This is a genomic window from Psychrobacter sp. UBA2514 (assembly GCF_002341255.1).
GTDB lineage: Bacteria > Pseudomonadota > Gammaproteobacteria > Pseudomonadales > Moraxellaceae > Psychrobacter > Psychrobacter pacificensis.
In genome coordinates this window covers 49,898-66,486 of sequence record NZ_DDNS01000048.1, presented here as the reverse complement: position 1 = coordinate 66,486, position 16,589 = coordinate 49,898, and the positions used below count along the sequence as shown (strand labels likewise).

General features: G+C 42.9%; 12 protein-coding genes. All 12 read left to right on the top strand.

The annotated features are described in order from the left end of the window. Positions 1-565: 565 nt before the first annotated feature. Complete coding sequence (locus B3V51_RS11665) at positions 566-2,764, top strand: malate synthase G (RefSeq protein ID WP_286708470.1); 2,199 nt, start codon at positions 566-568, stop codon at positions 2,762-2,764. 610 nt (positions 2,765-3,374) lie between these two features. Next, a complete protein-coding gene (locus B3V51_RS11660; protein ID WP_071002135.1) occupies positions 3,375-4,484 on the top strand; it encodes a porin in 1,110 nt (369 codons plus the stop codon). A gap of 297 nt (positions 4,485-4,781) precedes the next feature. Beyond that, the gene (locus B3V51_RS11655; protein ID WP_286708469.1) at positions 4,782-5,867 is read left to right on the top strand and encodes a porin; all 1,086 of its coding nucleotides are present in this window, start codon (positions 4,782-4,784) and stop codon (positions 5,865-5,867) included. Positions 5,868-6,097: 230 nt separating this feature from the next. Continuing rightward, complete coding sequence (locus B3V51_RS11650; protein ID WP_286708468.1) at positions 6,098-7,732, top strand: CTP synthase; 1,635 nt, start codon at positions 6,098-6,100, stop codon at positions 7,730-7,732. A gap of 306 nt (positions 7,733-8,038) precedes the next feature. After that, positions 8,039-8,914 carry a 3-deoxy-8-phosphooctulonate synthase gene (gene kdsA / locus B3V51_RS11645; RefSeq protein ID WP_286708467.1) on the top strand — a complete coding sequence of 292 codons (876 nt, stop codon included), beginning with the start codon at positions 8,039-8,041 and terminating at the stop codon, positions 8,912-8,914. Between the two features lie 27 nt (positions 8,915-8,941). Continuing rightward, on the top strand, positions 8,942-9,196 hold the full coding sequence (locus B3V51_RS11640) for a heavy-metal-associated domain-containing protein (protein WP_093071246.1): 255 nt from the start codon (positions 8,942-8,944) through the stop codon (positions 9,194-9,196). Between the two features lie 232 nt (positions 9,197-9,428). Beyond that, positions 9,429-9,653, top strand: coding sequence for a heavy-metal-associated domain-containing protein (locus B3V51_RS11635; protein WP_071002129.1), 225 nt, complete (start codon positions 9,429-9,431; stop codon positions 9,651-9,653). A gap of 345 nt (positions 9,654-9,998) precedes the next feature. Further along, entirely contained in the window at positions 9,999-12,356 is a 2,358-nt protein-coding gene (locus B3V51_RS11630) for a heavy metal translocating P-type ATPase (protein ID WP_186473910.1), read from the top strand. 325 nt (positions 12,357-12,681) lie between these two features. After that, positions 12,682-13,998 carry a phosphopyruvate hydratase gene (gene eno, locus B3V51_RS11625; RefSeq protein ID WP_058024089.1) on the top strand — a complete coding sequence of 439 codons (1,317 nt, stop codon included), beginning with the start codon at positions 12,682-12,684 and terminating at the stop codon, positions 13,996-13,998. Between the two features lie 161 nt (positions 13,999-14,159). Further along, a complete protein-coding gene (locus tag B3V51_RS11620; protein WP_093071244.1) occupies positions 14,160-14,468 on the top strand; it encodes a septum formation initiator family protein in 309 nt (102 codons plus the stop codon). 130 nt (positions 14,469-14,598) lie between these two features. Continuing rightward, a complete protein-coding gene (gene ispD, locus B3V51_RS11615; protein ID WP_093071333.1) occupies positions 14,599-15,333 on the top strand; it encodes a 2-C-methyl-D-erythritol 4-phosphate cytidylyltransferase in 735 nt (244 codons plus the stop codon). A gap of 359 nt (positions 15,334-15,692) precedes the next feature. Further along, a complete protein-coding gene (locus tag B3V51_RS11610; protein WP_093071331.1) occupies positions 15,693-16,301 on the top strand; it encodes a BLUF domain-containing protein in 609 nt (202 codons plus the stop codon). Positions 16,302-16,589: the final 288 nt, after the last annotated feature.

The following is a 16,589-nucleotide window of genomic DNA, read 5'->3' as shown; positions in this document are numbered from 1 at the left end:
GCTACTTTTCTTGCTTGCTGTGACTGCGTCTCCAGAGGCTGCGAAAAATAGCGTTTAATCTTGCTATACCATTTTTATAATGGTTTCACTATATAACTATAAATGGTAATGATTACTTACAGTTTAGTCTCAACTGAGCATTCATTAATTTCTAGATAGTATTCATGATCTGTGAGGCTTACGTCTTATACGATATCATTATTATACAACCCCAATATTTATTTTCTAAATGGCGTTTGCTTGTTTATTTTATTATTTGATAGTAGGATGAGATTTTGCTCTTTAGTCACAGTGTCTTGCTATCAATAGCACTTAGTAGAGAATCGCAAGCATTATACCAATGACAATTCTTGTATCAAAACAGAAGATTTATACAGTCTATTTTAGGGCTGATGAAAAACTCTTTAATGAATAATTATTTATCAGCATTAAATACCATAGGTTGTCGTAGGTAGCAATGATATCTTTCATTGTATAAATAATTGTTGATAAAAATAACGTGTCTTAAATAGTCGCTGTAGCAATTTAGTATTACCAATACTCACCAATAGATAAGGATAACGACATGGGCCAGTCTTCTAACGCCAATCGCATTCAAAAAGGCATTCTTGCCATCGACCAACAGTTGTATGACTTTATTGAAAACGAAGTGCTGCCAAAAGTTGGTGTTGATTCAGACAGTTATTGGTCAGGTTTTGAGAAGGTTATCAAGGAATTTACGCCACGTAATAAAGCGTTGCTAGAAACTCGAGACAAGATTCAAGCACAGATTGATGAGTGGCACCTACAACACCCTGCAAAAGATGGCGAAATCGATTATCCAGCTTATAAAGCGTTTTTGAAGGAAATTGGATATCTGTTGCCAGAAGGTGATGACTTTACGGTCAGTACAGAAAATGTCGATGACGAAATCGCGCATATCGCAGGGCCGCAGCTGGTCGTACCAGTACGTAACGCTCGTTATGCATTAAATGCGACCAACGCACGTTGGGGCAGCCTATATGATGCGTTGTATGGCACCGATGTTATCAGTAGTGACAATGGTCAAGAAGCGAGTGGTAGCTATAATCCTACTCGCGGTGCTGCTGTTGTCGCTTATGCCAAAGCATTTTTAGATGAGCACTTCACACTAGCATCAGGCTCTTACAATGATGTGACCAGTTTTAAAGTAGTCGATGGCAAGCTTGAAGTCGTACAGGGTGATAGCAGTACCGAGCTAAAAGATACGGCTAAGTTTGTCGGTTATGTCGGCGAGGCAGATAGCCCCTCTGGTATTTTGCTCAAAAACAATGGCTTGCATGCTGAGATTCAAATAGATGCCAATCATCCAGTTGGCAAAGATGACCCAGCAAATATCAAAGATGTCTTGCTTGAGTCAGCCATGACTGCGATTCAAGATTGTGAAGATTCGGTCGCTGCTGTAGATGCAGAAGAAAAAGTGGAAGTCTATCGCAATTGGCTTGGCTTGATGAACGGCGATCTACAAGAGACCTTTGAAAAAGGTGGCAAAACCCGTACTCGCAAACAAAACCCAGATCGTGAATATAATACACCTGATGGCGGTAAGCTGATTTTGCCAGGTCGTTCGCTACTCTTGATTCGTAACGTGGGTCATCTCATGCAGAACCCCGCAATTTTGGTTGATTTAGGCAATGGCCAAGAGCAAATATTTGAAGGCTTAATGGATGGTTTAATCACACCATTATTATCACTCAATGATATCAAAGGCAAAAACGAGCTATCAAACTCACGCCAAGGCTCTATGTATATTGTGAAGCCAAAAATGCATGGCCCTGAAGAAGTTAAAATGGCCAATGATTTGTTCAACGCATCAGAGGACTTATTGGGTCTAGAGCGTAATACGCTCAAAATCGGTATCATGGACGAAGAGCGCCGTACCACAGTCAATCTGAAAGAAGCGATTCGCCAAGCAAAAGAGCGTGTTATCTTTATTAATACAGGTTTCTTAGATCGTACGGGTGATGAGATGCATACCAGTATGAATGCCGGTCCGTTCGTGCCAAAAGGCGACATGAAGTCGCAAGCATGGCTACCTGCGTATGAGCAGTGGAACGTTGATATCGGTCTAGAGACTGGTCTGCAAGGTCATGCTCAAATTGGTAAAGGTATGTGGGCAAAACCTGATGAGATGAAAGAGATGATGGACACCAAAGCGGCTCATCCGAAATCTGGTGCCAGTACGGCTTGGGTACCCTCACCAACGGGCGCTACCTTGCACAGCATACACTATCATCAAGTTAGCGTGGCCGATGTACAAGATACGCTTAAATCACGTGAGCGTGCGAGCTTAGATGATATTTTGACCATTCCATTGGCAAAAAATACCAATTGGACAGAAGAAGAGAAGCAGCAAGAGCTTGAAAATAATGCTCAAGGTATCTTAGGGTATGTGGTACGTTGGGTAAACCAAGGCGTAGGCTGTTCCAAAGTACCTGATATCAATGATGTTGGCTTGATGGAAGATCGTGCTACCTTACGTATCTCTAGCCAGCATATTGCCAATTGGTTACATCATGATGTGGTAAGCGAGCAGCAAGTGATGGACACAATGAAACGTATGGCAAAAGTCGTCGATGAGCAAAATGCAGGCGATAGTGATTACCAGCCAATGGCAGATAACTTTGATAACTCTTATGCATTTAAAGCAGCCTGTGATTTGGTCTTTAAAGGACGCGCGCAACCTAGCGGCTATACTGAACCATTGTTGCATCAAGCGCGCCTTGATCTAAAAGCCAATGCTTAGAGAGGCCGGCTTAGCAATGGGTATTTTAGCGTATGCTGAAGTCTAAGGTGTAGTATCTAATCTTGCTCGTTTGTAACGCTAAATATGTCATAAATACGTTGGTCGATTCTTCATAAGCGCTATTTATTTATCAATGGATAGCGCTATTTCTTGGGCAATTATTTTGTTTTTATTAAAATATTTTAATACTATAAGTAATGATATTAATCAATAAAAGCGCTATCTGCTTGAGTAGATAGTGCTTTTTTTTGTAGCTATTTGGATTTTATAGGTGACTTGTCATTTGATACTGGGGGTATCGAAAAAGCGAAAAAATATGTTGCAAATTATGTCAAAGTTGTTATGCTTGTACTCGAAGTATGAGTTTGGTAACGGATGTTACGCAGTAGGACGCATAAGACTTAAGTTTACATGGCAGTTACGTTTTTAATCCCAGTTATGTGAGTCATGGTTTTTTATCTTAACTGTAATAGAAATTCGCCATACTTGTTTCTGACTAAACTTGGTAGCCAGTTACACATTATATCTTTGAGGATTTGTGACGATACCATTATGGGCGCCAGCTAATAATGGCTTGCTCATTACTACAATTGTAAAGTGGAGATACCCCATGAAAAAACTACTTTTAGCTACAGCAATCGCAGCCCTATCTGTATCTGCCGCACAGGCAGCACCTACCGTTTATGGTAAAGTATTCGTTACTACTGATTACGTTAATGCTGAAATTGATGGTCAGAATATGGATAATAATAACAGAATTAATGAAGACAACGGTTCATTACAAGTTAATTCTAATATTTCACGTTTAGGCTTCAGAGGCTCTGAAGCGATAACGGCCAACACTGACGTAATTTACCAATTAGAGTACGGCGTTAAAGTTGATGATAGTGGTAGCGATAACATTGGCTTCAAAAGCCGTGACACTTATCTTGGTCTAGTAAACAAAGACTTCGGTCAGTTCCGTTTTGGTCGTAACTACACAGTCATTGACTATATCAATAACGTATCAGTTAATGAAGGTTATTGGGATAATCTTGGCTCTAGTACTCTGAACAACAACGACAGCTTTGCTAATATTTTGACCCCGACCGTTGGTAACCGTATCAACAACTCTATCATCTGGTTTGCTCCTAAATACAACGATCTACCATTAGCGCTTGCGCTGATGTATGGTGCTGATGAAGACTTTATATCTGAGAGTGGTCGTGACGCAGGCTATGGTGCCTCATTGATGTTTGATCCAGGTACAGGCATTACCGCTGGTATTGCTTATGAGCAAGACATGAGTGTTAGTGGTGATATTATCCGTGGCAGTGCTAGCGTCGATTTAGGTAAATATATCGCAGCTCCTGTAAAGTTAGGCGTTCTATATCAAGAAGCTGACTATGCCGGTACTACTACTGCAACAGAGGACGGTTTAGTGGTGAGTGCTGAAATGGGTCTTTCGAATTTTGCCCGTCCAGCCTCTGTTTATATTCAGTATGACAAAACCGACAATATCAGTGGTCTTGAGAATAATGACTCAAATCAAGTCGTTGTAGGTGGCAAATATGCGTTTAAAAATAATATGATCGCTCATGCCTATGCTGGTCTAAATTCAGCGGAATTAAACAATGGTCGTTTTGGTTCGAGAGACGAAGACGGCAATGTTAATGAAATCGACTTACGTGGTGATATTGATGTACTCGCTATCGGTGGCGGTCTAGAATACTTATTCTAGTCTAACCATTAGAATCTAAATAAAAAACTCATCCTTCGGGGTGGGTTTTTTTGTTTTGTAATCAATACTGTGTCTTGAACAACAGCGTGTCTTAAATAACAGAATCCGTAAAATTAATAATAACATTTGTGTAAATTTTGGTTTTTTCACCTTACTGTAATATTTGGTTGGTAAAGTTGTGTCTAAGTAATGCTTCTAGCTCATATATATAAATGTTCTATAGGGTAGTCACCCTGCCATTATATATCTAATGATCTTAGACCATTTATCACTCAAATCGTAAAGTGGAGATATCCTTTGAAAAAATTACTTTTAGCCACAGCCGTCGCTGCACTTTCAGTTTCTGCTGCCCATGCTGCGCCAACTGTATATGGTAAAGCATTTTTAACCTTAGATTATGTTAGTACAGACTACGATGCAGCTAACAAGACAGATGAAGATACATTTAAACTTAACTCTAATCAATCACGTATTGGTTTTAAAGGTGAAGATGATCTTACTGATACCACTAAATTAGTCTATCAATTGGAATATGGTATTGATGTTGATGACGATAGCCAACAGTTTAGATCACGTAATACTTATGTAGGCTTAGCCCACAACACTTTAGGTACTGTACTAGCGGGACGCCATGATACCCCATTGAAACTTGCACAAAACAAAGTTGACGTGTTTAATGATAGCTTATTTGATATTAAAAATGCGGGTGTTTCAGGTGAATACCGTGCTAACAATATGGTGGCCTATCAATCACCTGTTATTGTCGGTATGCCAGTGAGTTTTATGGCAGCTACCGCATTATCAGAAACTGATGCCGACGGTGATATTCTCGTTTCCGCAGCATCTGATACGAAGCCTGCAGTCTATCGTGATAGAAAAGTAAAAGATAACGGTTATTCTGCTTTATTAGCCTATGACAAAAATGGTGTTTATCTAGCCGGTGCTTATGACAAAGACATGGGTGCTAACAATGTAAATACTGGCGTGATTGATAATACGTGGCGTTTGGTTGCTGGTTTAGATATGGGCAAAATGAATATGGTTTCGGGCTTAACTTTAGGTGCTCTATACCAACAAAGCCAATACTACGATAATTATAGCATCGTTAACAACAACCGCGTTAACAAAGCCAGTGAAGATGAAAAATCTTGGCTAATTAGTGGTAAATATAAAGTTGGTGCAACACCTTGGGCAGTTAAAGCACAGTATGTTAATACCACTGACGAAAAAGGCGTAAAAGATGCTGATGTAAATGAAATCGCAGTTGGTGGAGAATATGCATTCAATAAAGCGACCACGGGTCATATTTATGCAGGGCAAATCAGCCGTGACAATAACAAAGATGACTTGATTGTAGGTACGGGTATTGAATACAAATTCTAATCTAAACATTAGAAAACGTATTATAAAAAACTCATCCTTCGGGGTGAGTTTTTTTGTTGTGACCTTTTTAAAGCCGCAGTGGGTTATAATAGCTACGTATTTACGATGATTACGCACTTATGACAATTAAGCGTTAAAAACTGAGTGTTTTAAAGAGTTTGCGCTTTTGCCCTATATTTTGTAGCGTATTTTTAGTAAAATCCTTCTTTACCAATTACCGACAGAGTACTATGACCAAGTTTATATTTGTGACCGGTGGGGTAGTGTCCTCACTAGGAAAAGGTATTACCGCAGCCTCTCTTGCCGCAGTCCTTGAAGCACGTGGCGTGAGCGTGACGATGACCAAAATGGATCCGTATATCAACGTCGATCCAGGTACGATGAGTCCGTTCCAGCATGGCGAAGTGTTCGTCACCGAAGATGGCGCTGAGACCGATTTGGACTTGGGCTATTATGAGCGCTTCTTACGCCACTCTAAGATGAGTAAGAGCAACAACTTCACCAGTGGTCGTATCTATCAAAACGTGCTAAACAAAGAGCGCCGCGGTGAATATTTGGGTGGTACGGTACAGGTCATCCCGCACATCACTGATGAAATCAAAAGTAAGATTCTTGCCAGTGGCGAAGGCTATGATATCGCCATCATCGAGATTGGCGGTACAGTCGGTGACATCGAGTCGCTGCCATTTATGGAAGCGGTACGTCAGATGCAAGTAGAGCTTGGTCGCAATCGCGCTATGCTCATGCATCTAACGCTAGTGCCTTATATCGCTAGTGCCGGCGAAACCAAAACCAAGCCGACCCAGCATTCAGTCAAAGAGCTACGCTCTATCGGTCTGCAGCCAGATATTCTCATCTGCCGCTCTGAGCACCATATCTCGCAAGACAACCGCCGCAAGATTGCGCTGTTTACCAATGTCGAAGAGCGCGCAGTCATCATGTGTGAAGATGCCCAAAGTATCTATCAAATCCCGCGCACCCTACATGAGCAAGATCTTGACGATCTAATCTGTGAGCGTTTTGGTCTTGACGTCCCTGAAGCGGATTTGAGCGATTGGGACAAAGTGGTCGAAGCCCAGCTCAACCCTCAAGCGGTAGTGACGGTGGCGATGGTCGGCAAATATGTCGAGTTACCAGACGCTTATAAGTCGATCAACGAAGCGTTGCTACATGCCGGTATCGTGCATCAGTCAGATGTCAAAATTGACTATATCGATGCTGAGCTACTAGAGACGGACGATGAGCTGTATGCGCGTCTAAACGATGCCGATGCGATTTTGGTCCCAGGTGGTTTTGGTGAGCGCGGTACCACTGGTAAAATGAGAGCCATCACTTACGCCCGCGAAAACAAAGTGCCGTATTTGGGTATCTGTCTGGGTATGCAGTTGGCGGTGATTGAATACGCCCGTAATGTGCTGCATATCGATGCCAACTCTTCTGAGTTTCATCGTACTACCGCTGAGCCTATCATCGGTCTGATCACTGAATGGCTAGATGAGCGCGGCGAGCTACAGATTCGTAGCGATGATTCAGATCTCGGCGGTACCATGCGCCTAGGCGCGCAGCAAGCAGAGCTGGTTTCTGGTAGCAAGCTTGCTCAGATTTATGGCACCAAAAACATCACTGAGCGTCATCGCCATCGTTATGAGATGAATAACCGTTATATTGAGCCACTAGAGCAAGCCGGTATGAGTATCTCGGGTTATTCTGCCAAACAGCATTTGGTAGAGTCGGTTGAGATTGCAGATCATCCATGGTTTATCGCCGTACAGTTCCATCCTGAGTTTACCAGCTCGCCACGCGGTGGTCATCCGCTGTTTAATAGCTTTGTCAAAGCGGCAAAAAACCATGGCGAAACGAAGTAGCCGTTAGCGTAGTAGGAAGTAACCGCTGCTTAGTAGAGAGAGTTGCTACTATTAAAAAAGCTATGAGTGACCCGGTAATAATTGTGCTCGCATCAATCATAAATGCTATGCGATAACAGCATTACTATAAAAAGACTGATCTTCGGATTGGTCTTTTTTTCGGCTTAATATTGAGCAACGAGACATATTATTTGGTAGTTATTGATATTAAGAGTCGGTAATTACGCTTGCATACTTTTTTTCGTCAAGCTATCGGTTACAATACGGTATCGACCTATTTATAACAAGATAAGAGGTAACGGCTGAATGGAAAACTTATTGAACGCGCAATCACATATCGCGCTTAACACGCCTAATAACGAGACGATCAATATTGGCAATGACCAACCTTTTGTGTTGTTTGGCGGCATGAATGTCTTAGAATCGAAAGAGATGGCGTTTGAGATTGCAGAGCAGTATGTCGAGATATGTCAGTGTTTGGGCATCGGCTATGTGTTTAAAGCCAGCTTTGATAAAGCCAATCGCTCTAGTTTGCATTCTTACCGAGGCCCAGGCTTAGAAAAAGGCATCGACTGGCTGGGGCAAATCAAAGAAAAGTTTCAAGTACCGATTATCACCGATGTACACGAGCCGTATCAAGCCGCACCGGTCGCAGAGGTCGCCGATATCATTCAGCTGCCTGCGTTTTTGTCGCGTCAGACTGACTTGGTGCATGCGATGGCAAAGACAGATGCCATCATCAATATCAAAAAAGCGCAGTTTTTAGCGCCGCATGAAATGCGTCATATCATCAATAAATGCTTGGAAGGCGGCAATGATAAGCTCATACTTTGTGAGCGCGGCAGTGCCTTTGGTTATAACAATTTGGTCGTGGATATGCTCGGGTTTGATACCATGAAACAAATGAACGTACCGGTGTTTTTTGATGTGACCCACAGTTTGCAGCAGCCAGGCGCGCGTAGTGATAGTGCTGGTGGTCGCCGCGAGCAAATCACCACGCTGGCGCGGGCTGGTATGGCGACAGGGCTTGCAGGGCTGTTTTTAGAAGCGCATCCAAACCCAGAGGTGGCAAAATGCGATGGCCCCTGTGCGCTCAGAACCAGCCAGTTGGCGCCGTTTTTGCGTCAGCTAAAGCAGATTGATGATTTGGTCAAAGGTTTTGAGACATTAGATACTCATTGATATTATAAATGATAAGAGGGTGATGCAATGGCGATTCAAACCGCACAAGTCAGTATAGAAAATATCGACGATGAAGATGGTCTAGATAGTGTAATGACCGCTCTTAAGAATATCTCAGGCGTGACTGCTATCGATCTAGATCCTGTGCATGATGTTGCAACGGTCAGTTATGATGATACGGATACGAGTATTCATGCTTTGACGGCGGCGATTAGTATGGTTGATTATGTGACTCAGCCATTTCCTATCGATGCGCCGCAAAATCCGCATCATAGAGACTAAGATATATGGACGATCTGAATGCTACATAAGCAATGAGTAGCGTTCAGGTTTTTATTAAGAAGTTCCTGTCTTGTTAATAGCATCTCGTTAATAAAGTAACAACCAAAGTGTCTTGCTGTCGCTGATGATAGGGCTTATGCTTGTTTAGTGGTACTTTGATAGGTTTTGAGAAGTAAATATTGAAGAACAGCTATCAAGGCTACTTTTCACTAATAAAAATAAGGAGCTAACCATGGCAAGCCAAACACGTATTATTCAAATTGATGGCATGACTTGCAGCGGCTGTGTGGCAAGTGTACATACTGCTACTGCCGACATCGACGGTTTAGATACGATCACCGTTGATCTAGCTGACAATCTAGCGACGGTCACCTTTGATGATAGCAAAACCAGTGCAGAAGCGATTGCTTCGGCCATTGATGAGGCTGGATTTGAGGCGACTGTCGCTAATTCATAAATGTCGTCATCTATCTACAAAACCAGCTACCATGTTATTACTGGCATGTTAGCTGGTTTTTTAATGGTTAAAAATTCTGACTATAGATTACGTCCATGGCTGTCCTAGTTTGCTGCTATTTACTAAATGATTGAGGCTTACTTGAATAGATGATGGTTGTGACCATCTAATAGGTGCTACCTGAATATATTGCAATATGTCTGTCTATAATAACTGGGTAGCCTAAACAGCGTATTCATACTGATTGTTATCGTGTTTTACTTGTTTCATTTGATTTTTTTGTCAATCCACTGATATTTTATTATGGCTTCTATGAGTATATAGACGCTATAAAGAGTTATTTTTATGAATGATACTACCCGTACCACTAGTGATGGATCCTACGATGTCGAGACTGACATTCAATCAAATACGCCACTTGCACCGCAACGTGCGCATCTGCAATTGGCGATTGATGGCATGACGTGTCAGGCCTGTGCTTCACGAATCGAAAAGGTGCTGAATAAAAAGCCTTCGGTGTATGAAGTGAGTGTGAATTTTGCTGGTGAGACGGCAAATGTAGATTATGATCCGACGCAAACGACGCCAGAACAGGTCACAGAATGGGTAAACAAGACGGGTTTTGTTGCCAATCTACAGGCCAGCGACAGTTTATTTGCAAAAACAGATGAAGACACAGCCACCCAATATCCATGGCGATTGATTGGTTTATGGTTGTGTTTGGTGCCATTTTTGGTGGGTATGGCAGGCATGTTGGTGGGTGCTGGGATGGCGTGGATGCCGCCCATTTGGATTCAGTTTATTTTAGCGACGATTGTACAGTTTGGCTTTGCGTTACCATTCTATAAGAGCGCATGGGCATCCATCAAAGGCGGTCTTGCCAATATGGATGTACTGGTGGTGATTGGTACCGTGACGATATGGGCATATTCGGCTTATCTGTGGCTTACTCATGGCGATGGCACTTTGGGGAGCCTCTTGCAAAGTGGACACATGGGCGGACACGGTGCTAGTAATAGCCCAGCCGTATATTTTGAAGCAGGGGTGATGGTCATTGCGTTTGTGCGGACTGGTAAATACTTAGAGGAACGTACCAAGAAGCATAGCCTCAACAGCATTGATTTATTATTGTCATTAACGCCTGATGAAGTCGAGCAGCAGCAGCCAAATGGTGATTTTCACTCTATTGCACTGTCTGATGTACAAGTAGGTGACATCCTACGTGCCAAGCAAGGTAGCCGTATCGCGACCGATGGCATCGTCACAGATGGTAGCGGCTGGTGCGTGGAGAGTCACTTAACAGGTGAGTCAATTGCCCTTAAAAAAGAAGTGGGCGATGGATTACTGGCAGGTGCTTTGGTGGAGAATGGTAGTTTGCTCTATCGCGTCAGTGCCAAGGGTAGTGACACCAAGCTGGGCGATATGGTACAAGCATTGAGTGATGCGCAAGGCTCAAAAGCTAACTTGGCAAGATTGGCGGATAGAGTGACTGCTGTGTTTGTGCCAATCGTGGTCACTATTGCGTTGGTTACTTTTGGCCTAACATGGTGGCTGACTGGTATGGTCGATACTGCCTTGATGCACGCCGTATCAGTATTGGTCATTGCATGCCCTTGTGCCCTTGGTTTGGCCACACCAGCAGCTATCATGGCGGGTATGGGGGTTGCGGCGCGTCATGGCGTGTGGTTCAAAGACGCGCAAAGTCTCGAGGCGGCAGGGAATATTGACACGGTGGTGCTCGATAAGACAGGCACGCTGACCATTGGCAGACCCACTATCGTCGATCATGTCATGATGGATAAGTCGATCGCTGTTAATGATGTCTTGCAGATCGCCGCCAGTGTCGAAGCACATGCCAGTCATCCATTGGCAACTGCTTTGACCAACGCGGCTAAAGAGCGTCAGCTGTCTTTGTTCGATGTGACTGATATCAGTGTGATAAAAGGATCTGGTATACAGGCAAACATCGAAGGACTTGGACGAGTAAACGTCGGGACGGCTGAATTTGCTAATATGACGTTACCTAAGCTGATGCCAAAAGTATGGCAAATTGCCAGTACCGTTGCCATTAGTATCAATGATGAGCCACTAGGCGCATTTGCCTTAGCAGATGACTTGAAAGCGGATACCCCGCAAGCAATCACTGCGCTACAAAATGCGGGTATTAATGTGATCTTGATGAGTGGTGATAAGCAGTCGGTCGTCGATCATGTGGCAGGGCAGCTGGGTATTGAAAAAGCTTACGGCAAAATGAGTCCACGCGATAAGGCCAGTCAAATTGCACGGCTGCAAACTGCTGGTCATAAGGTGGCGATGGCAGGAGACGGGGTCAATGATGCGCCAGCGATGGCCACTGCCGATGCCAGCTTTGCAATGTTTGAGGGAACAGATGTCGCGCAGCACAGCGCTTCTGCCCGTCTAATGGGCGAGTCGCTCATGCATATTGATGCGGCGCAGAAGATTGCCCAAGCAACGCTACGCAATATTAAACAAAATCTGTTTTTTGCTTTCATTTATAACTGCCTTGGTATCCCGCTTGCCGCTTTGGGCTTCTTAAATCCGATGATTGCAGCAGCAGCGATGGCACTCAGCTCCATCTCAGTTTTGATGAATGCATTACGCTTGACACGATTTAAGACAGAGGTTGCGCTTGAGAATACGGTATCTGACCCGCACACCAATGAAACGCGTTTAGCGAAATAATAATTGCTGTATTAGCACTGATATTTCATCAACGTAGACCAAACGAGTATTTGAGATATACCTATCTATGATGATATTTATGACCGCAAGTCAGTGTAAGATAAGGGAAGTTTGGTAAAATATATGCTATGATGCCAAGCACGATAGCCAACCGTTAATCTGTTCAATAAGCCTTCCTTCATATGCAAATACAGCCATATGGCAGAAAGGCTTGAAGGGATTCTAGGTATATTGGCTATATGATATTTTTCTTTATCTTTTTTGTATGCTAGCTGCCGTTATTTATCTCACAAACTTGGCATGACCAAAGGAATTAACAGACATTATGTACGCTGAAGAAACCAACAACGTCACCGCAATTAAAGACATTCGCGCTCGTGAAATTTTAGACTCGCGCGGCAACCCAACTATCGAAGCTGATGTGATCTTAGCTGATGGCACTGTCGGCCGTGCTGCGGCGCCAAGTGGCGCATCCACAGGCTCACGTGAAGCGCTTGAGTTACGTGATGGCGACAAATCTCGCTATATGGGTAAAGGCGTTAAAAAAGCCGTTTCCAACGTCAACAGTCAGATTCGCAGTGCTTTGATTGATAAAGATGTGACTGAACAGCAGGGTATTGATGATGCCATGATTGCGCTAGACGGCACAGAAAACAAAGAGAGCCTTGGTGCGAATGCCATGCTAGCGGTGTCACTTGCGACGGCCAAAGCGGCTGCCAAGTCACAGAATCTGCCATTGCATCAGTATATTGCTAACTTGCGTAATCAGACGTCATTGACCATGCCTGTGCCAATGATGAACATCCTAAATGGTGGCGAGCACGCGGACAATACCGTTGATATTCAAGAGTTTATGATTGAGCCAGTTGGCTTTACCAGCTTTTCAGAAGCGCTGCGTGCTGGTACAGAGATTTTCCACAGCTTAAAGTCTGTATTGAAATCACAAGGCTTAAATACCGCTGTTGGTGATGAAGGTGGTTTTGCACCAAATCTACGTAGCAACGAAGAAGCCATCACGGTTATTATGCAGGCGATCGAACAAGTCGGCTACAAAGCGGGTGAAGACATTCATCTTGCGCTAGACTGTGCGGCTAGTGAATTTTACAAGAACGGTCAATACGTCTTGGCAGGCGAAGGTAATAAGGCCTTTGATAGCCAAGGGTTCTCAGACTATCTCGTTGGGCTCACGCGTCAGTATCCTATTATCTCTATCGAAGACGGTCTTGATGAGTCAGATTGGGATGGTTGGAAGTATCTGACCGAGCAGATTGGTGATAAAGTCCAGTTGGTCGGTGATGATCTATTTGTGACCAATCCTACAATCTTGCAAGAAGGCATTGATAAGCATATTGCCAATGCCATTTTGATTAAGTTCAACCAAATCGGTACATTGTCAGAGACGCTAGATGCGATTTATATGGCGAAGAAAAATGGCTATGCCACGATTATCTCACATCGTTCAGGTGAGACTGAGGACAGCACCATTGCGGATTTAGCAGTTGGTACCGCTGCCGGTCAGATCAAAACAGGCTCACTATGCCGCTCAGACCGTGTTGCTAAGTACAACCAATTGCTACGTATCGAGCAGCAAGTACGTGCAAGCTACCGTGGCCGTGAAGAGTTTATCGGTCTACGTGGTTAACAGACTGACTTGGCTTTTTAACGTGTAATATGCGTCAAAAAGTCTAAGCTCAAAAGCCGAACTTATCATTGAATCTAGGCGATATATAATCATTTGTGTATCGCCTAATTATCTTAAAACTCTTATATCATTCTTTCTATGTTGTTTGGCGTTGTCATCTTATGAAATATTTTAGCCAATTTATACTACTTGCTCTAGCCGTTGCAGTGCTTTTGGGATTGCAATATCAGTATTGGCTGGGGGAAAATGGCCATTTTGAACATAGCAAGTTGACGGCTCAAATTGAAGAGCAACAACGCTTAAATGATAACCAAGTGGCAGCAAACAATCTATTACGTACCGATGTGCAAGATCTAAAAACTGGACTTGAGGCGGTAGAAGAGCACGCTCGCTTAGATTTGGGCTTAATCAAACCAAATGAAACTTTTGTCCAAGTATCAACTGCACCAACGACGCATAGTAGCTATTAAGCTATAGCTATCGATCTGTATGATGTGATATCAAGCATTATCATTTATTATAAAGCCATCCGTCATTCTTATCATTTTCACTATCTCTCTTTAAATATATCGTCATGGGTTCAACCATCGGTATCACACTATGAATAAAACTCCTAATATACATGCCATGATTGTCGCAGCTGGTCGCGGCAGCCGTTTTGGTGCATCCATTGCCAAACAGTACACAATGCTACAAGAGCAGACGTTGTTGCAGCACAGCGTGGCTAGGCTTGGTCATAGCGATTATATTAATAAATGCCTATTGGTCGTAGCAGCAGACGACAGCACAGCGCAGGAGCTAGAGTTTGAGCTTCCTATATATTACGCAGTTGGTGGGGCCGAGCGTTGGCAATCAGTGCAGGCAGGGGTAGAGGCCATCAGTGAGTCAGGCGCCGATGATTCGGATTTAGTACTCATTCATGATGCGGCACGTCCCGCTGTACCGAGTGTAGATGTCGATCGAGTTATTAAAGCGGCGATGAGGGAGCCTTATGGTGCTATTTTAGCGACACCGGTGGCCGATACGTTGAAGACCTCCCATCAGAAAATCACACCTACTGAGAAAGATAGACTCATTCCTTATGCGAAATGCACTATTGACCGTAGCAACATATGGCAAGCCCAAACCCCGCAAGTTTTTCGTTTAGGTCAGCTAAAACGCGTCCTACGCTATGTGTCTGAACATCAGCTTAGCATCACAGACGAAGCCAGTGCTTTTGAGCACTTAGCGCTACCTATACGTTTGGTGCCGGGTAGTCGACAAAACATCAAGCTTACGTATCCTGATGATGCCATATTACTGGCAGCAATTCTTGATATCCAATTCTCACATTAATCAAATCTATAGATTTGCTTCGTATTTATATCAGATAGCTCAAGGTAATGACTGTCAATATCGCATCAATTTCACGGCAAGTTTTAGATTCAATAAAAGTTAAAATATATTAATTTAATATATAATATATATTTAAAACATGTTTTTTGTATATAAGCAAGACTATCAATTAATAAAAGGTTGCTTTGATGACCAATCTAACCTATGATGTAACTAACTTAATACAATTAATATAAAAAAACTTATAAAATCAATAATATATCAGATCGATTCATTACGCTTAGTTATGTTGTCTCTATATTTTCTGAAGTTAGCATGATTGTTTTAGCGACATTTACCTGATAATAGGGAGAAGCTGATTGTCAACAATCAACGATTCAACAAATCCAGTAACGACAGATCTCTGCCAGCTTGTATATATAAGCCGGATTACCTCTACTGGTCTTTCAAGTCCTAGCACGCTTAATGATATCTCAGAGACCTCGGTCGAACGCAATCAAATAGATAATATCACGGGTATTCTTTGCTATGGCAATGGCTACTTTTTGCAGTGTGTCGAAGGCTCAGAGCAGGCACTAACCAACCTAAAAAATCGTTTGTTGATAGATGATCGACATAAAGAATTGAAGGTTTTAGATTTTTCTGAGATTACCAAACGTCGTTTTGCCAGTTGGTCATTACGTTCAATTACCCTTGAGCGTTGGATGACTAAAGAGCCTGAGCTTAAAAAGTTAATGCCATTTAAGCCGTATGAGTGGGATTCTAATGAGTGGCAGAAGTTCTTAGACATATTGCAGGGCTACTATGAAGAGCAAACGAGAACAGGTAACGTTGATACGCCTCCTGTCAAATACAGTACGCTAGGCGTGACGTTGAGTAAGGTCGTTGGTCAACACCAAGCATTCTTTTTAATTCAGACGGTACTCGGCTTGATGATAGCTGCCACATTGCTATGGCTAATGCTGTAATCAATAAATAATATAGTTATAGGCGTTAATTCTCTTATGATTTTAAGTATGTTCATACGATTGCTCATCGAGCTAAATACTAATTATATCTAGTTGAGCAGACAAACAAGAAAAAGCCAGCATTGAATCAATGCTGGCTTTTTCTATTTAAACAACTAGCTTGGATATTAAGAGCAGACATAAAAACCCCCACTCATAACATATTATGAGTGGGGGTTTCGGTGGTACCATTGTTAGTCTTATTGAGTGCTAACAAGTGACGCCAAATAGTGGCGTCCCCAGGGGGAT